General features: G+C 67.6%; 15 protein-coding genes. 8 read left to right on the plus strand and 7 right to left on the minus strand.

The genetic code is table 11. The features are described 5' to 3' along the window. Positions 1-14: 14 nt before the first annotated feature. Both ACREB7_RS00310 and ACREB7_RS00315 read right to left on the minus strand, forming a co-directional pair. Positions 15-1,262, minus strand: coding sequence for an MFS transporter (locus ACREB7_RS00310; protein ID WP_431590308.1), 1,248 nt, complete (start codon positions 1,260-1,262; stop codon positions 15-17). Next, positions 1,262-2,854 (minus strand): acyl-CoA dehydrogenase family protein, encoded by a 1,593-nt coding sequence (locus ACREB7_RS00315; protein ID WP_431590309.1) that lies wholly within the window; start codon positions 2,852-2,854, stop codon positions 1,262-1,264. Before ACREB7_RS00315 ends, ACREB7_RS00310 begins: the two co-directional genes overlap by 1 nt. 167 nt (positions 2,855-3,021) lie before the next feature. Here ACREB7_RS00315 and ACREB7_RS00320 point away from each other — a divergent pair, with 167 nt between their 5' ends. The 5 genes from ACREB7_RS00320 to ACREB7_RS00340 all read left to right on the plus strand — a co-directional run bounded on the left by ACREB7_RS00320 (position 3,022) and on the right by ACREB7_RS00340 (position 7,357). Beyond that, positions 3,022-3,420 carry a hypothetical protein gene (locus ACREB7_RS00320; RefSeq protein WP_431590310.1) on the plus strand — a complete coding sequence of 133 codons (399 nt, stop codon included), beginning with the start codon at positions 3,022-3,024 and terminating at the stop codon, positions 3,418-3,420. A gap of 77 nt (positions 3,421-3,497) precedes the next feature. Then, positions 3,498-3,797 carry a hypothetical protein gene (locus ACREB7_RS00325; protein WP_431590311.1) on the plus strand — a complete coding sequence of 100 codons (300 nt, stop codon included), beginning with the start codon at positions 3,498-3,500 and terminating at the stop codon, positions 3,795-3,797. Between the two features lie 207 nt (positions 3,798-4,004). Further along, positions 4,005-5,462, plus strand: a complete 1,458-nt coding sequence (gene guaB, locus ACREB7_RS00330; protein WP_431590312.1) for an IMP dehydrogenase — start codon at positions 4,005-4,007, stop codon at positions 5,460-5,462. Between the two features lie 156 nt (positions 5,463-5,618). Continuing rightward, positions 5,619-6,809, plus strand: a complete 1,191-nt coding sequence (locus ACREB7_RS00335) for an RsmB/NOP family class I SAM-dependent RNA methyltransferase (protein WP_431590313.1) — start codon at positions 5,619-5,621, stop codon at positions 6,807-6,809. Positions 6,810-6,841: 32 nt separating this feature from the next. Further along, on the plus strand, positions 6,842-7,357 hold the full coding sequence (locus tag ACREB7_RS00340) for a hypothetical protein (RefSeq protein WP_431590314.1): 516 nt from the start codon (positions 6,842-6,844) through the stop codon (positions 7,355-7,357). Positions 7,358-7,451: 94 nt separating this feature from the next. On the opposite strand, the gene rsmA is transcribed toward ACREB7_RS00340, so the two are convergent. The 4 genes from rsmA to ACREB7_RS00360 all read right to left on the minus strand — a co-directional run bounded on the left by rsmA (position 7,452) and on the right by ACREB7_RS00360 (position 13,077). Next, complete coding sequence (gene rsmA / locus ACREB7_RS00345) at positions 7,452-8,282, minus strand: 16S rRNA (adenine(1518)-N(6)/adenine(1519)-N(6))-dimethyltransferase RsmA (RefSeq protein WP_431590315.1); 831 nt, start codon at positions 8,280-8,282, stop codon at positions 7,452-7,454. Then, entirely contained in the window at positions 8,279-9,298 is a 1,020-nt protein-coding gene (gene pdxA / locus ACREB7_RS00350; protein ID WP_431590316.1) for a 4-hydroxythreonine-4-phosphate dehydrogenase PdxA, read from the minus strand. Before pdxA ends, rsmA begins: the two co-directional genes overlap by 4 nt. After that, the gene (locus ACREB7_RS00355) at positions 9,298-10,638 is read right to left on the minus strand and encodes a peptidylprolyl isomerase (RefSeq protein WP_431590317.1); all 1,341 of its coding nucleotides are present in this window, start codon (positions 10,636-10,638) and stop codon (positions 9,298-9,300) included. Before ACREB7_RS00355 ends, pdxA begins: the two co-directional genes overlap by 1 nt. 141 nt (positions 10,639-10,779) lie before the next feature. Further along, complete coding sequence (locus ACREB7_RS00360; RefSeq protein WP_431590318.1) at positions 10,780-13,077, minus strand: LPS-assembly protein LptD; 2,298 nt, start codon at positions 13,075-13,077, stop codon at positions 10,780-10,782. Positions 13,078-13,209: 132 nt separating this feature from the next. Here ACREB7_RS00360 and ACREB7_RS00365 point away from each other — a divergent pair, with 132 nt between their 5' ends. The 3 genes from ACREB7_RS00365 (at position 13,210) to ndk (ending at position 15,720) form a co-directional block, all read left to right on the plus strand. After that, positions 13,210-14,655, plus strand: coding sequence for a leucyl aminopeptidase (locus ACREB7_RS00365; protein WP_431590319.1), 1,446 nt, complete (start codon positions 13,210-13,212; stop codon positions 14,653-14,655). A 110-nt stretch (positions 14,656-14,765) separates the two neighbouring features. After that, the gene (locus ACREB7_RS00370) at positions 14,766-15,215 is read left to right on the plus strand and encodes a DNA polymerase III subunit chi (protein ID WP_431590320.1); all 450 of its coding nucleotides are present in this window, start codon (positions 14,766-14,768) and stop codon (positions 15,213-15,215) included. Positions 15,216-15,297: 82 nt separating this feature from the next. After that, positions 15,298-15,720 (plus strand): nucleoside-diphosphate kinase, encoded by a 423-nt coding sequence (gene ndk, locus ACREB7_RS00375; RefSeq protein WP_431590321.1) that lies wholly within the window; start codon positions 15,298-15,300, stop codon positions 15,718-15,720. Positions 15,721-15,776: 56 nt separating this feature from the next. Here the strand turns inward: ndk and ACREB7_RS00380 are convergent, their stop codons facing one another. After that, the gene (locus ACREB7_RS00380) at positions 15,777-16,412 is read right to left on the minus strand and encodes a hypothetical protein (RefSeq protein WP_431590322.1); all 636 of its coding nucleotides are present in this window, start codon (positions 16,410-16,412) and stop codon (positions 15,777-15,779) included. Positions 16,413-16,414: the final 2 nt, after the last annotated feature.

The raw sequence follows: 16,414 nt of genomic DNA on the forward strand, positions 1-16,414 counted from the left end.
TTCAGGGAGGGGAGCTACGGTGAAATTCGCCCTTCGTCGCGGCCGGGCATCGGGGCGATGGCGTGGAGGATCGGCACCGACAGCGCCAGCCAGCCGCCGCCGGCCAGCACGGCTGCGGGCAGCGTCCACAGGTCGGCGATCATCCCGAAGACCCAGGCGCCGAGCGCCAGCGCGCCGAAGGTCACCGCCTGATAGATCGACAGGCAGCGGCCGAGGATCGCGTCGGGCGAGCGCAATTGCATCGCGACGTTGAGCGAGGTCAAGGTGCCGACCCACGCCATCCCGGCGACGAACGCCGCCGCGAGCACCGCGACGAGCTGGTCGGTCAGCGCGACGGGGACCAGCGCCGCCGCAAAGGTCAGCGTCGCGACGCTGACGACGGTCTCGCTGCCCCAGCGCCGCCGTACCGCCCCGACCCACAAGGCACAGATGATCGAGCCGAGCCCGAAGGCGCCGAGGCACAGCCCGTAGTCGAGTTCGCCGCCCCTCAGCTGATCGCGGACGAGCGAGGGGAGCAGCGCCTGAAAGGCCGCCGCGCCGAAACCGAAGGAAAAGCCGCGCATCAGCACCCGGCGCACCGGGTCCGACTGGGCACAGAATCGCAAGCCTGTCGCGATCGCGGCGAGCATCGGGCTGCGCTGCGGCGGTTCGGTTTCGGGCTTCCAGCGCAGCAGCACGATGATCAGCGCGAGATAGCTCAAGGTGTTGAGCGCGAAGGCGGGCGCCGGGCCGGTCAGCGAGATCAGCAGGCCCCCCAGCGCCGGCCCGACGCTGCGCGCGAGGTTGAAAGCGATGCTGTTGAGCGCGATCGCCTGCGGCAGATGCGCGTGGCCGACCTGCTGGCGCACCGACGCCTGCCAGGCCGGCGAATTGACCGCGGTGCCGCAGCCGACCGCGAGCGTGAAGGCGAGCAAGGACAGCGGCCCGATCGCGCCGATAAAGGTCACGAACGCGAGCGCCGCCGACGCGATCAGCATCGCGATCTGCGCCCACAGCATCACCCGCCGCCGGTCATAATTGTCGGCGATGGCCCCCGCGAACACGCCGAGCAGCAGGATCGGGATCGTCGCCCCGGCATTGACCAGCGCGATCAGCAAATGCGACTGCGTCAGCTCGGTCATCAGCCAGGCGGCGCCGACCGACTGGATCATCGACCCCATGTTCGACGCGAGATTGGCGATCCAGATCGCGCGGAAGGCGGGGAATTGAAAGGGCGCGAGCGGCGAGACGGGAGCGGGACGAGGCTCGCTGCCGTCCGCCATCAGTTGCGGCCCCCGACGAGGCCGCGCGCGATCACCTGCGCCTGGATTTCGGCCGCACCCTCGAAGATGTTGAGGATGCGCGCGTCGCACAGCACGCGGCTGATCTCATATTCCATGGCATAGCCGTTGCCGCCGTGGATCTGCAGGCTGGCGTCGGCGTTCGACCAGGCCGCGCGCGCGCCGAGCAATTTCGCCATGCCCGCCTCGATATCGCAGCGCTTGCCGCCGTCCTTCGCGCGTGCGGCGGCGTAGGAGAGCTCGCGCGCGGTGACGAAATCGACGAGGCTCATCGCCAGCTTGTCCGACACGCGCGGAAAATGGATGATCGGCTGGCCGAACTGCTTGCGGGTCGTCGCATAGTCGAGCCCGAGTTCGAGCGCGCGCCGCGCGACCCCGACCGCGCGCGCGGCGGTCTGGATGCGCGCGCCCTCGAAGGTGCGCATCAACTGCTTGAAGCCTTGGCCCTCCTCGCCGCCGAGCAGCGCGTCGGCGGGGGCGTGCATCGCGTCGAATTGCAACGCATATTCGCGCATCCCGCGATAACCGAGCACCTCGATCTCGCTGCCGGTCATGCCGGTGGCGGGGAAGGGGACCTCCTCGCTGCCGCGTGGCTTGGGGACGAGCAGCATGGACAGCCCGGCATAGCCTTTGGCATCGGGCAGGGTGCGCGCGAGCAACGTCATCAGGTCCGATCGCGCGGCATGGGTGATCCAGCTCTTCGCGCCGTCGATGACCCAGTCGCCGTCGGGATTCTGCTTCGCCCGCGTCTGGAGCGAACCGAGATCGGAACCGACATCGGGTTCGGTGAACACCGCCGTCGGCAAGACCTCGCCGCTCGCGATGCGTGGCAGCCAGTCGGCCTTTTGCGCCTCGGTGCCGCCGAGCACGATCAACTCGCCGGCGATTTCCGATCGTGTGCCGAGCGACCCGGTGCCGATCCAGCCACGCGACAATTCCTCGGTGACGATGCACATCACCAGCTTGCCGAGGCCGAGCCCGCCAAATTCCTCGGGAATGCAGATGCCGAACGTCCCGAGCTCGGCCATCGCGGCCACTGTCGCATCGGGGATCAGCGCATTGGCAAGGTGCCAGCCATGCGCGTGCGGGAGGATCTCGGCATCGGTAAAGCGCCGATATTGGTCGCGGATCGCATCGAGGTCGGCGTCGTGCAGCGTCTCGCTCGGCCACTGCCCATCGGCGAGCAGCGCGACCAGTTCGGCGCGCTTCGCCGCCTGATCGCTATCGAGCAAGGCCGCGCAAGCTTCCGCCAGCCGGGCCGCCGCGTCGGTCAGCCCCAGGTCGGCGGGCCGGAAAATCTCGTTCTGCCCCATCGGCAAGCCGCCGACGAGCTGCGCGATCCCCTCGGCGAACGCGAGGTGGGTTACCAGCGCATCGGCGCGCTGGCGGCTGCCCGCCTCATACCAGTCGAGGGTGGCGTCGAGGGCGGCGACCGTCGTGGCGATCCACGCAAAACCATGCGCCGCGCGCTGTTCGCGATCGATCGGCCTATGGTCCAGCCGCGCCCCGAGCGCGGCCTGCGCTGCGGCGCGATAATTTTGTGCGGCGGTCAGCGCCTGCCTGTAATCGCTCATTCGATCATCCCGTTCGTCGCGGCGGCGATGCACCGAACGGCTTCGCTCCGCAACCCTCAGTTGTTATACTATCTTCCGATTGTCGGGCCCCGGCTTTACCCCGGCCGCCGCAAGCCCTAGGGGCGTTCGGACCCCGTTCACCCCCAAAAGCCTATCTCCCCAACCGCATGATCCTGATCGATTCCCTCGGCCGCAGCCGCATCGGTACCTGGCTCGCCTGGCTGGCGGTCGTGTCGATGGGCGCGCTCGCGGTCGGGCGCGATACGATCGGCATCGAGGCGCTGAGCGGCCGGGCCGAACAGGCGACTTGGCGCGCGCTGAACGATGCGCCGCCGCATGTTCTGCGCAGCGCCGCCGTCAAACTGACCGTTGCGGGCCGTCTCGACGGCGTCGATCGCCGCGATGCGGCGGGTCCCGATCCGGCAATCCTGCCGCCCGTCATCCGGTTCGCGGCGCCGGTCGCCGTCACCGAAAACCGCGCCGCACCCCCGCGCCCGCAGCCGCGCCGATCCGGCGGCGCCGTCGCGCCCTACTCGGCGCGCGCGCCGCCCGCGATCGCCATCTGACCATCCCGACGCCGCCGCCTGGCGGCACGACGATTGCCGGTCTTCCGCTTGCGGGGGACCCAGATGTTGGAAAAACCATGACGATCCAGAATGAAACCGCGCCCGCTGCGCGGACCCCGGCCGAGCGCGCGGAAGATATTTTCCGCCGCTACCCCGCCATTTCGGCCGAAGAGGCGAACGAAGCCCTGACCTTCCTGCGGAAGGGGCGGCACATCGACGTTGGCCTCGTCACCGGCAACAGCGAGCTGCGCGACAATATCGCGGCGTTTCGCGCCGAGCATAGCGGGGCACTGACCTTGCGCCTTGCCGATTATGTGAAGTTCATATTGATCTTCACGCTGTTGATCGGGGCGTCGATCCTGTTGCTCGCCCGCTGAGCACGGCATCCAGGACCGGTGTCGCGAGCGCTTCGGCGTTCCGCGATACCGGTCCGCACCGCCGCCGTGCTGCGCCGCGAAATAATCCCGTGCCGCCCACTGGCGCGCGCCGCGCCGACTGGTTACATGGGCCGCCACCAATCGAATCGCGTGTGCCGCCCCGAAAAGCGGGAGCGGGCGCCGCCAAGAGCAGAAAGTGGCACCTTCATGGAAATCATCACCGGCCTGACCTTCGACGACGTGCTGCTGGTGCCCGGCGCGTCGGATATCCTGCCTTCCGACGCCAATCTGCAGACCCAGCTGACCAGCGAGATCAGCCTCAACATTCCGATCCTGTCGTCGGCGATGGACACGGTGACCGAGGCCGATATGGCGATCCTGATGGCGCAGATCGGCGGCATCGGCGTCCTCCACCGCAACCTCACGATCGAGGAACAGGCCGCCGCCGTACGCCAGGTCAAGCGCTTCGAAAGCGGCATGATCGTCAACCCGATCACCATCACCCCCGACGCGCCTTTGTCCTACGCCACCGCGCTGATGGACCAGCACAAAATCTCGGGCATCCCGGTGGTCGAGACCGGCGGCCGTCTGGTCGGCATCCTGACCCACCGCGACGTGCGCTTCGCCGCCAACCCGGGGCAGCCGGTGCGCGAGCTGATGACCGCCGACAATCTCGCCACCGTCCGCCCCGGCGTCGGGCAGGACGAGGCGCGCAAACTGCTCCACCAGCGCCGCATCGAAAAATTGCTCGTCGTTGACGATGATTATCGCTGCATCGGCCTGATCACGGTCAAGGACATGGAAAAGGCGGTCAATTTCCCCGACGCGACCAAGGACGGCGGTGGCCGCCTGCGCGTCGCGGCGGCGACCAACACCGGCGACAGCGGCGTCGAACGCGCTGAGGCCTTGCTCGAGGCCGAATGCGACCTGATCGTCGTCGACACCGCGCATGGCCACAGCAAGGGCGTCGGCGAAACGGTCGCGCGCATCAAGAAACTGTCGAACCGCGTTCAGGTGCTCGCGGGCAATGTCGCGACCGGCGACGCGACCAAGGCGCTGATCGATTGCGGCGCCGACGGCATCAAGGTCGGCATCGGCCCGGGCTCGATCTGCACCACCCGCGTCGTCGCCGGCGTCGGCGTGCCCCAGCTCACCGCGATCCTCGACAGCGTCGAGGCGGCGGCGAAGCTCGGCGTGCCGGTGATCGCCGACGGCGGTCTGCGCACCTCGGGCGACCTCGCCAAGGCGCTGGCGGCGGGTGCGTCGAGCGTCATGGTCGGCTCGCTCCTCGCGGGCACCGCCGAGGCGCCAGGCGAGACCTTCCTGTTCCAGGGCCGCACCTATAAAAGCTATCGCGGCATGGGCAGCGTCGGCGCGATGGCGCGCGGCTCGGCTGACCGTTATTTCCAGCAGGACATCAAGGACCAGATGAAGCTGGTTCCCGAAGGCATCGAGGGCCAGGTCCCGTTCAAGGGCCCGGCGAAGGACGTCATCCACCAGCTTGTCGGCGGGGTGAAGGCGGCGATGGGCTATACCGGCAGCCGCACCCTCAAGGACCTGCGCGAACGCGCGAAATTCGTCCGCATCACGGGCGCCGGTCTGCGCGAGAGCCATGTCCACGACGTCGCGATCACCCGCGAGGCGCCGAATTATCCGGTCGGTTGAGTATTTTACGACCGAAATCCCGATGACCGGGGCGGAGTGGAATACAACACCGTAACCCTGTGCCTGTCGAAGGGTGCTTCTCGGATAGGCGCCCTTCGACAGGCTCAGGCTACGGTCAAACCTGATGTCGTCAGACCCCAAGGAAGGCCGAAGCCGATGACCCCCGCCGCCCGCGTCCAGACCGCGATCGAAATCCTCGATACCATCGCCGCCGCCGCGCGTGATGGCGGACCGCCCGCCGACGCGATCTTTGCCGAGGCGATGCGCGCGCGCCGCTATGCGGGGTCGAAGGACCGCCGCGCGATCCGCAATCATGTTTACGATGCGATCCGCAATGTGCGGTCGGCGCCCGTATCGGGCCGCGCCGCGATGCTCGCGCTCGCTGACGCCGACCCCGAACTCGCCGTGCTGTTCGACGGCGCCGCATACGGGCCCGCCGTCATCACCGCCGACGAACCGCGCGCCGAAACCGGGCTCGCCACGCCTGCGCTGCTCAAGCTGTTCGACCCGCTGGTCGGCAAGGCTGAATGCGCGGCGATGCTCGCGCGCGCCCCGCTCGACCTGCGCGCCAACCGGCTGCACTCGAGCCGCGCCGAACTCGCGACGATCTTTCCCGACGGCGAAGCGATCACTGGCCTCGCCGACGGCTGGCGCCTGCCCGGCGAAACCGCTGCGGTCCAGCATGCGGCCTATGCCGAGGGCCAGTTCGAGGTGCAGGACGCCGCGAGTCAGCTGGCGGCGGTCGCGCTCGCCGCCGAGGCCGGGCAGACCATCGTCGACCTGTGCGCCGGCGCGGGCGGCAAGACGCTCGCCATCGCCTCGGCGATCAACGACGAAGCCGCCATCCTCGCCTGCGACACCAACCGCGCGCGGCTCCAGCAACTGCCGCCGCGCGCCAACCGCGCCGGGGCGACGCAGATCGAAACGCTGCTGCTCAATCCGGGGCAGGAAGTCGCGATGCTCGCCGATCGCATGGGCAAGGCCGATCGCGTCATCGTCGACGCCCCCTGTTCGGGCAGCGGCACCTGGCGCCGCAGCCCCGAACTGCGCTGGCGCTCCACCCCCGCACGGCTCGACCGCCATGTCGCCGACCAGACGAAGCTGCTCGCACTCGGCGCCGATCTGGTGGCGCCCGGCGGCAAATTGCTCTATGCCGTCTGCTCGATCATCGCACGCGAGGGGCGCGCCCAGGTGGACGAATTTCTGACCCGTCATCCCGGCTGGACCGCCGACACCGACATCCTGCCCGACGGCGTCGGACGCCCGGCGGGGCGCGGTTTTCTGCTGACTCCGGGCCATGACGGCTGCGACGGATTTTTCCTCGCCCGATTGACGTCGCCATGTTAGCATCCCCGGCAATGAAGCGATGGGAGAATGCGATGCGCATCAGTTTCCTGGCGATCAGCGCCGGTCTTGTCCTTGCCAGCCTGCCGACGGCGTCCGACGCGCAGCGTGCCGACAACGACATTCTGCCGGTCTCGATCGGACTGCAGGAAGAGGGTGTGAAGGCACAGCGTTCGGGCGATCTCGTCGCCGCCACCGACTTTTATGAATCGGCGCTCGCCGCCGATCCGCGCAACCGCAGCGCGATCATCGCGCTGGCGCAGGTCGCGCGCGCGCAGGGCCTGCCGGGCAAGGCGATCGGCCTCTATCGCGAGGCGCTGCTGCTCGAACCGACCGACATCGTCGCGCTGACCGGGCAGGGCGAGGCGCTCGCCGACAAGGGCGCGCTGGAACTCGCGCGCGAAAAGCTCGCCGAAGCCAAACGGATCTGCGCCGAGAAATGCCCGCAGGTCGCGGCACTCGAAAAGACCATCGGAAGCAGCGCCGAGAAACGCGTGATCGCGGCCGAAGCGCTGGTGCCGAAGACCGTGGTCACCACCAGCCAGAATTAACCGTCGCCCCCGCGAAGGCGGGGGGCGCCGTCGGTTTAAGCAGCCGCGTTGATACAGAACTGTAGCGGCCCCCGCCTTCGCGGGGGCGACGCGCTTATTTGCTGAGCACCCGCGCCAGCTCGACCCATTCCGCCACCGTGACCGTCTCGGCGCGCCGTGTCGCCTTGATCCCACACGCCTCGAGCGCCTCAATCGCGCCCGCCATGCCCTTCAGGCTCTGCCGCAGCATCTTGCGGCGCTGGCCGAAACCTTGCGCGGTCAGCCGCGACAGGATCGCCGGCTTGACCCCTTCGGGCTGCTCCGCCGGTACGACATGGACGATCGCCGACATCACCTTGGGCGGCGGGGTGAAGGCCGAGCGGTGGACCTTCATCGCGATGCGAGGCGTTGAACGCCACTGCGCGAGCACGGCGAGCCGCCCATAGGCCGAGGTATCGACCTTGGCGACGATGCGCTCGGCGACCTCCTGCTGGAACATCAGGGTCAGCGACAGCCATGTCGGCGGCCACTCCGCCGGCTCCAGCCAGCGCGTGAACAACGCGGTGCCGACATTATAGGGCAGGTTGGCGACGATATGATAAGGCCTGCCCGCCAGCGCGTCGGCGTCGATCGCCATCGCATCATCGGCGATCACCGTCAGCGCGCCGTCGAACGCGTCGCCGAGTTCGCCGAGCAAGGGCAGGCAGCGGTCGTCGCGCTCGACCGCGATCACCTTCGCCCCCGCGCGCAGCAACGCGCGCGTCAGCCCGCCGGGACCCGGGCCGACCTCGAACACCGTCGCGCCGTCGAGGTCGCCCGGCAACGCCGCGATGCGGTCGAGCAATTGTTCGTCGAACAGGAAATTCTGCCCCAGCGCCTTGCTCGCCTGCAATCCGTGCGCGCGCACCGTCTCGCGCAGCGGCGGCAGGGTCGGCGCCGGTTTCACGCCGCCGGTGCGCAGTTGCGCTCGCGCATCGTCGCCAGCGCCGCCGCCATGCGGATCGCCGCGATCGTCGGCCCCGGGTCGGCCGCGCCGGTCCCGGCGATGTTGAACGCGGTACCATGGTCGGCCGAGGTGCGGACGATCGGCAGGCCGAGCGTCAGATTGACGCCGTCGTCGAAATGCAGCGCCTTGAACGGCGCCAGCGCCTGGTCGTGGTAACAGCAGAGCAAGGCGTCATAGCGGGTTCGCACATGCGGCGCGAACAGGCTGTCGGCGGCGAGCGGCCCTTCGATGGCGATGCCGTCGGCCAGCAATTGCTCGACGGCGGGGCGGATGATGCGCAGTTCCTCGTCGCCCATCTCGCCGCTCTCGCCGGCGTGCGGGTTGAGCCCGGCGATCGCGAGCAGCGGCTTGTCGATCCCGAAATCGCGCTTCAGCGACCGAGCGACGATGCGGCCCTTGGCCGTGATCAGCTCGCTGGTCAGCCGCTCGGGCACGTCGGCCAGCCGCACATGCACGGTCAGCGGCACGACGCGCAGCTTCGGCCCCGCGAGCATCATCACCGCATTGGTTGCGGTGACGCCGCAGCGTTCGGCGATGAATTCGGTCTGCCCCGGATGCGTATAGCCGATGCCGTAAAGCTGCGCTTTCGACACCGGTCCGGTGACGAGGGCGCCGGTCGCCTGACCGCGCGTCAGCCCGATGCCGGTCTCCAGCGCGTGCAGCGCGCAGGTCGCCCCCGCCTTGCTCGGCGATCCGGGAACCACGGGCCCGCTATCCTCGAGGTGCCAGACCGGCAGGGCGTCGTCGAATATCGGCGCCACCTCGGCGATGTCGCCGACGCGCTCGACCGGACCGCGCCACACCGCAGCGATCGACGCGATATCGCCGATCGCGACAAAGGGTGGCAGGGCATGATCCTTGCGCGCCGCCCAGGCGCGGGCGGCAACTTCGGGTCCGACGCCGGCCGGGTCACCCAGGGTGACCGCGATCGGACGCGGGGCGCTTGTATCGGGCATCAGCTGAAGTCGATCACCGCGTCCCGGCGCAAATCGCGCAGATAGCGCTGGGCGCGCTTGTTGACCTTTTCCTCGAGCAACCGGCCCTCGATTTCCTCGAGGTTCGGCGCGGTCGCCGTGTTCGGCAGTTCGCGGCCGCACAGCACGAGGACGCTGACGCCCTCGTTCGCGGCGCCGAACGGCTGGGTGGTCTGCCCGACCTGCAGGTCCATCAAGGTCGCCTGCAGCGGCGCGGGCAACTGGCGCATCGCGATGCCGTCGCGCGCAACGACCTGGGCGCCCAGGCTGGTGGCGACGGCATCGGCGCCGCCGCAACCGGCAATGCTGCGCGTCGCTTCGGCAAATTGGCCGGCCAGTTCGGATGCCCTGGCGGGCGTCGTGCCGGCCGGGAAGTCGAGCGAAATCTGTTTGAGGCTGAGCACCGCATCGCGCGGATCGGCGGTCAGCACCTGGCGCCGGTCGACCATCAGCATGATCGACACCCCGCCCGGCACCTCGATCGGCCCGACGAGCTGGCCCGGCTGCATCTGTCGCGCGGCGTCGGCCATCGAATCGGGCAATTGTCCGCCCTTGACCCAGCCCAGGTCGCCGCCGACCACGGCGGTCGAGGCTTCCGAGAACTGGCGCGCATAGGCGGCGAAGCTGCCGCCCGACTGGAGCGCCTGGACGATCTTCTGCGCGTTCTCGGCAACCGCCGGAACCGTCTCGGGGGTCGCGGTCAGATAGATTTCGGCGAGGTGGAATTCGTCCTGCCCCTTGGCGTCGTTCATCCGCTTGACCACCGCCTCGACCTCTTCAGTCGATACGTTGGTCGTCGACTGGATATTGCGTGCGAGCAGGCGATCCCAGGCATATTCGCCGCGGATCTGCTGCTTCACCGCGCCCGCCGACGATCCCTTCGACGCCAGATAGGCGGTGAACTGCTCGGGGGTCTGTTTGTAGCGGGCGGCGAGGCGCGCGAACTGGTCGTTGATCAGATTCTCGTCGATCGTGATGTCGGCGGCCTTGGCTTCCTGAATCTGCAATTTCTCGTCGATCAGGTTGCTGAACACCTGCTGGCGCAGCCGCTGCAATTCCTCGGGCGGCAGTTCCAGATTGTTGTTCGCGACGCGGATCAACCCCATGCGCTGCTCGATGTCGGTCGCGGTGATGATCTCGCCATTCACCGTCGCCGACGGGCGATAGACATTGGCTTTGCCATCGCCGTAAATCTGGACATTGCCCGGGATATTCAGGCTGGTGGTCGGCACGTCGCCATCGGGCACGGTCTGCGCCAGCACCGGCGAAACGCTCAGCGACGTGGCGGTTACCAGGCCGATCAAGGTCGAGAATTTGGTCATTTTTACCCTATGAAAGAGGTTCCGGACCGCTCCGTATCAGCGGACACGCCCGCTGGTCCAGCGCAAAGCGCGCGATTGCGCATCATAACAGCGGCCCTGCTAGCTGCCAAACGCTGAACGCAAGCTGAGCGAAGCCGGATATCAGAACCCCAGGTTGCGGAACGCGACGCGGAACGAGAAGCTGTTGCCGCGCCGCGCGTCGCCGGTGTCGATATAGTCGCGGCGCCAGGTCAGCGCGATCGACAGGCAGTCGTCGTCATAGGCGACGCCGAGCCGGTGGCGGATCGGCTCGAACCCGTCGGACACGCTCAGCGGATCGTCGTTCGCGCTCGTCAGGTCGACGATCGCCGAGCCGAAGATCGACCAGTTGCGGGCAAAGGCGACGCGGCCGCCGACGCGCGCTTCTTCGCGGTCCTGCAAATCCTCGGCCACAGTCGTGATGTCGCGGTTGAGCCGCGAGTAACCGAGGACGGCATAGGTCGATCGGCTGCCGATCGTCGCGTCGAACTCGTTGCGGCGCACCGCCAGATTGTCCTTGTCGAGCCGGAAGCGGTGAGTCAGTCGCAGGAAATCCTTGTACGCGACGGTGGTGCGTCCGACGACGTCCGACGTCTTGTCGGTCAGCCCGGTGCCGTCGGGAAACAGGCTCGGCTTGTCGGACAGGCGGTAGCTTTGCCCGATGATGCTGTTGATGTTGAAGCCCGGCCGGCTGTAATTCCATTCGGCGCCATAGGTGACGCGCGCGCCATCCTCGAACCGGTCGTAGCCGCTGAAACGGTTGATCGCGAACAGGTTGCTGTCCTCGAGGTCGAAGGCGCGGCTGTCCTCGTTCGGAATGTCCAGATTCTTGAGCTGCGGGGTCGCGACGAACTGGATGCGCGGGGTCAGCGTCTGCGTGCCGCCCAGAAATTCGCCGATGAAGGGCCAGCGCACATCGATCGCCGTCGCCGCGATGCCGCGACCTTCCCAGCCCGATTTGCCGCGATAGCCGGGGATGGCGGTGAGCAGATTCTCGTCGCTGTGATAGATGTCGCCGCGCACCATCGCGGTGAAGGTGACTTCCTGCCCCAGCGAGGTCAGCCGCCGCAAATCCCAGCGCACCCCGGCAAAGGCGCGCTGCGTATCCTGTCCCGCCGTGCGACCGATCGCCAGCGTATTGACCTGCAGTTCGAACTGGCCGCCGAACACCGGGTCGGTCAGCCGCTGACGATAATCGAGGATCGGCAGCGCCACCGGCTGCTGACCCTGCCGGTCGCCGGCGCGCAGCGTCTGCGTCGCCCAGCCGGCGATCGACAAATAGCTCTGCCCGCCGATCCGTTCGACCTCGAAAGTCGAGCGCAGCCGGTCGTCGCGGGTGATGTCATAGCGGCGCAGGAAGGTGCGGTCGCTCGCGATCCGTCCCGAGTAGGTGATGCTCCAATGCGGGCTCAGCTGGAACCGCCCGGCGCTTTCCAGGTAACCGCGGAACTTGTCATTGCCCTGCGACGGCGTGCCCGAGAGCGGGACCACCGAGCTGTAGGTGCCATAGCCGTTGATCCGGAACGATCCGATATCGGTCAGCGCGCGAAACTCGCCTTCGATCATCGGCGCGGCGCCGGTGTAAAGATGCGGGGTGATCGTGACGTCGCGGTCGGGCGCGAGGCGGAGGTAATATGGGACCGCGATCTCGAACCCGTTCGACCGGTCGAGCCGGATTTCGGGAACCAGCAGCCCGCTCGTCGCGCCGCCGCCGATCGAATGGCTGAGTCCGGGTAGCGGGATCAGCGGCAGGCCGAAAATCTCGACCCGCGCCCCCTTGTAGCGGACCTTGTCCTTCGCCTTGTCATAGATGACCTTGACGGCGCGGATCTGCCAGCTCGGATTTTTGGCGCAACCCGCATTATCCTCGACGGGGCAGGGGGTGTAGGCGGCATTTTCGAGTTCGATATTGCCATTGTCGAACCGCGTGCCCTTCACCGCCGCGAGGCGCGACCCGTTGTCGAGCACCACCAGCATATTCTCGACGACACCGTCGCGCAGCGTGTCGGTCAGGACGATGCGGTCGCCATAGGCAGTGTCGCCTTCGGGATTGGCGATCGCGACATTGCCTTCGGCGACGACCTCGCCGGTCTTGCGGTTCCAGGTCACCTTGTCGGCGCGCATCTGGATCGCTTCGCGGTTCATCTGCACATTGCCGTCGGCGACCACGACATCGGCGTCGCTGTCGTAATTGAGATTGTCGGCGGCGAAGCCGACCTGCTGGTTGCTCGTGACAGCCGGCGCGTCGGTGGTCGCGGTCGAAACATCGGGCGTCTGAAGCGCGGGTTCGCCCTGCGGCGCGGGCACGACCGGCGGTTCGGCGCCGGTCTGCGCGGCGGCCGGAACCGCCAGCAGGGCCAGCACGCTGGCGGTCGCAAGCCACAGCGGCCGGTTGCCCCCTTGGAACAAAGTCCCCGTCATTGAATCACTTTGTCCCACACCTTTGTCGCGTCCGCCCCCGGTTGGACCGACAGCTTTGTTTTTGCAACTCGCAAGCGAAACCCCTATCGGTCCGGCACGTTCCAATCAATCATCGCATAAGAAAGTCACAGGATGGACATTCAGTTTGTCGCGCAAATCGATGCGTCTGCCGACGTCGTCGCCTTTCCGGTCCGCAAGGGCGGCGCAAGCGCGCTCGACGCGCTGCTCGGCGCCGCTGCGGCGCAGGCGCGTTTCGACGGCGCGGCGGGGGCAATCACCGAAACCGCGGCGGTCGACGGCGACAAGGCGAAACGGCTGCTGCTCATCGGGCTCGGCGAAGGTGCGGCGCATGACCTTGAACGTGCCGGCGCGGCGCTGACCGCGAAACTGCAGACGAGCGGCGTGACGACGGTCCATGTCGACTTTGCCAATGCCGGAGCGGTCGACGCCGACGATATCCTCGCCTTCGCGTCGGGCGCGCTGCTGCGCAACTGGCGTCTCGACACCTATCGCACGCGGCTCGCCGACAATGCGAAGCCCAGCCTGACGACGATCGTGATCGCCGCGCCGGGCGGCAGCGCCCCGGCGGGCTGGGCCGAGGCGCAGGCGATCGCTGCGGGCGTCGCCTTCACCCAGACGCTCGTCGCCGAGCCGCCCAACATCCTCTATCCCGAAAGCTTCGTCGAACGCTGCCAGCATCTCGCAGACCTGGGGGTCGAGCTCGAGGTGCTCGACGAACGCCAGATGAAGGCGCTCGGCATGGGCGCGCTGCTCGGCGTCGCGCAGGGCTCGACCCGTCCGCCGCGGCTGCTCGCGATGCGCTGGAACGGCGGCGAAGCGGGCGCGAAGCCGATCGCTTTCGTCGGCAAGGGCGTGACCTTCGACACCGGCGGCATCAGCCTGAAGCCCGGGCCGGGCATGGACATGATGAAATGGGACATGGGCGGCGCGGGCGCCGTCGCGGGCGCGATGAAGGCGATCGCGGGTCGCAAGGCCAAGGCGAATGTCGTCGGCATCGTCGGCCTGGTGGAAAATATGCCCGACGGCAATGCGATGCGCCCCGGCGATGTCGTCACCACCATGTCGGGGCAGACGGTCGAAGTGCTGAACACCGACGCCGAGGGGCGGCTCGTCCTCTGCGATGCGATCACCTGGACACAGAAAATCTACGAACCGTCGGTGATCGTCGATCTGGCGACGCTGACCGGCGCGATGGTGATCTCGCTCGGCCATGAATATGCCGGCATGTTCGCCAACGACGACCGCCTCGCCGATCAGTTGCTGGCGGCGGGCGAGGCGTCGAACAACAAATTGTGGCGCTTCCCCTTGTCGCCCGCTTACGACAAGCTGATCGACAGCCCGATCGCCGACATGAAGAACATCGGCCCGCGCGAGGGCGGCTCGATCACCGCCGCGCAGTTCCTGAAGCGCTATGTCGACGACGGCGTCCAATGGGCGCATCTCGATATCGCGGGCATGGCCTGGCACGACAAGGACGGCCCGGTCTATGCCAAGGGCGCGACCGGCTATGGCGTGCGGCTGCTCGATCGCTTCATTGCGGCGAATTTCGAAGGGTGATGCACCTAACCTCGTCATTGCGAGGAGCCGAAGGCGACGCGGCAATCCAGAGCAGGCGCACCGCTCTGGATTGCTTCGCTACGCTCGCAATGACGATGGTCTTGTAATCCATGCCCCGCGTCGATTTTTACCGGCTGACCCGCGACCCGGTCGAACGGGTGCTTCCCGCGCTGGCGTCGCGCGTCCTCGGCAATGGTGACCGGCTGCTCGTCGTCGCGGGTCCCGCGATGCAGCGCCAGGCGATCGACGAGGCGCTGTGGACGCTCCAGCCGGCGAGCTTCCTGCCCCACGGCGCCGCCGGCTCGCCCGACGAGGCGATCGAGCCGATCCTGATCGCCGGCACGCTCGCCGCACCGGCCCCCAATGGCGCGACGCACCTCGCGCTCGCCGACGGCGAATGGCGCGACGAGGCGCTCGGTTTCGGCCGGACCTTCCTGCTCTTCGACAACAGCCGCATCGACGACGCGCGCGCGATCTGGCGAAGCCTCGCGGCGAAGGACGAGGTCGACAACCGTTTCTGGAAACAGGACGAGAGCGGCCGCTGGTCCGAGGGGCCCTGACCCCGCGCTCTTTCCTTGCAGTGCAGCAAAAGCGCCGCTAGAGGCGCGCGCATCATAATATAACAAAGCAGGAGCTTCTCTCATGGCGGTCACTCGCACCTTTTCGATCATCAAGCCCGACGCCACGCGTCGCAACCTGACCGGCGCGGTCACCCAGATGCTGGAAGGCGCCGGCCTGCGCGTCGTCGCGTCGAAGCGCATCCACATGAGCCGCGAACAGGCCGAAGGTTTCTACGCGGTGCACAAGGAACGCCCCTTCTTCGGCGAACTGGTCGATTTCATGATCAGCGGCCCGGTCGTCGTGCAGGTTCTCGAAGGCGAGAATGCGATGCAGGCGAACCGTGACATCATGGGCGCGACCAACCCCAAGGACGCCGCCCCCGGCACGATCCGCAAGGAACTGGCCGAGAGCATCGAAGCGAACACGGTGCATGGCAGCGACAGCGACGAAAATGCGGCGATCGAAATCGCCTATTTCTTCAAGCCCGAAGAAATCGTCGGCTGATCCCGTCGGGATAGCGAAATCGAAGAGGCCGCCGGAGCGATCCGGCGGCCTTTTTGTTAGTCCAGTGCCGCTCGCGCCCAATGGAAGGCGGGAAGGTCGATCGACGCCGCCGGACGGCTCAGCCGGGCCGCATCGCGCAGCACCTGCATCGACGCCGGCCGGCATTTTTCATCGAAGCCGGGAAAACGGACCAGCGTCGCCGGGGCATCCTCGTCGTCCGCGTCGCTTTCCGTATAGTGGCCGCACATCACGATCCAGAACCGGATCGACCGCAGCTTGTCCGCCGCCGCGGGCTCATTGTCGAACGCGATGAAGTTGTAGGGCGTCGGGTCGACCGTGCCGCCGTCGTCGGCCGATTTGTCCGATTCGAGCTGGACGATCGCGATATCGCCGTTCGACACGATCACGGCGTCGCGCGGCACCGGCTTGGTGACGATCCCGCTATTGCCGTCGCGCGCGAACCATTGGCCGTCCCTGTGCAGAGCCCAGGTCGCGCAGTCGGGCCACCCCGACACCGGCTTTGCGGTATCGACCGCGCAATCCGCCGCTTCGTCCATTTCGGGCATCAGCCACACGCCGTCGGCGAATTGCGGCGCGCCGGCCGTGTCGCTCGCTTCGAGCATCGGTTTGTCTGAGACGGCCATGCCGCAGCCGGAAAGGGTGAGGATCAACAGGCCTGCGAAAAACCGCATCG

It is taken from the genome of Sphingopyxis sp., from assembly GCF_050725615.1.
Taxonomy (GTDB): domain Bacteria; phylum Pseudomonadota; class Alphaproteobacteria; order Sphingomonadales; family Sphingomonadaceae; genus Sphingopyxis.

Coding starts and splice junctions, on each gene's coding strand:
- ACREB7_RS00340 (WP_431590314.1), top strand. CDS start 6,842: ATGCGCATCAGTTTCCTGGCGATCAGCGCCGGTCTTGTCCTTGCCAGC.
- ACREB7_RS00380 (WP_431590322.1), bottom strand. CDS start 16,412: ATGCGGTTTTTCGCAGGCCTGTTGATCCTCACCCTTTCCGGCTGCGGC.
- ndk (WP_431590321.1), top strand. CDS start 15,298: ATGGCGGTCACTCGCACCTTTTCGATCATCAAGCCCGACGCCACGCGT.
- pdxA (WP_431590316.1), bottom strand. CDS start 9,298: ATGCCCGATACAAGCGCCCCGCGTCCGATCGCGGTCACCCTGGGTGAC.
- ACREB7_RS00325 (WP_431590311.1), top strand. CDS start 3,498: ATGACGATCCAGAATGAAACCGCGCCCGCTGCGCGGACCCCGGCCGAG.
- ACREB7_RS00370 (WP_431590320.1), top strand. CDS start 14,766: ATGCCCCGCGTCGATTTTTACCGGCTGACCCGCGACCCGGTCGAACGG.
- ACREB7_RS00355 (WP_431590317.1), bottom strand. CDS start 10,638: ATGACCAAATTCTCGACCTTGATCGGCCTGGTAACCGCCACGTCGCTG.
- ACREB7_RS00320 (WP_431590310.1), top strand. CDS start 3,022: ATGATCCTGATCGATTCCCTCGGCCGCAGCCGCATCGGTACCTGGCTC.
- ACREB7_RS00315 (WP_431590309.1), bottom strand. CDS start 2,854: ATGAGCGATTACAGGCAGGCGCTGACCGCCGCACAAAATTATCGCGCC.
- guaB (WP_431590312.1), top strand. CDS start 4,005: ATGGAAATCATCACCGGCCTGACCTTCGACGACGTGCTGCTGGTGCCC.
- ACREB7_RS00365 (WP_431590319.1), top strand. CDS start 13,210: ATGGACATTCAGTTTGTCGCGCAAATCGATGCGTCTGCCGACGTCGTC.
- ACREB7_RS00335 (WP_431590313.1), top strand. CDS start 5,619: ATGACCCCCGCCGCCCGCGTCCAGACCGCGATCGAAATCCTCGATACC.
- ACREB7_RS00360 (WP_431590318.1), bottom strand. CDS start 13,077: ATGACGGGGACTTTGTTCCAAGGGGGCAACCGGCCGCTGTGGCTTGCG.
- ACREB7_RS00310 (WP_431590308.1), bottom strand. CDS start 1,262: ATGGCGGACGGCAGCGAGCCTCGTCCCGCTCCCGTCTCGCCGCTCGCG.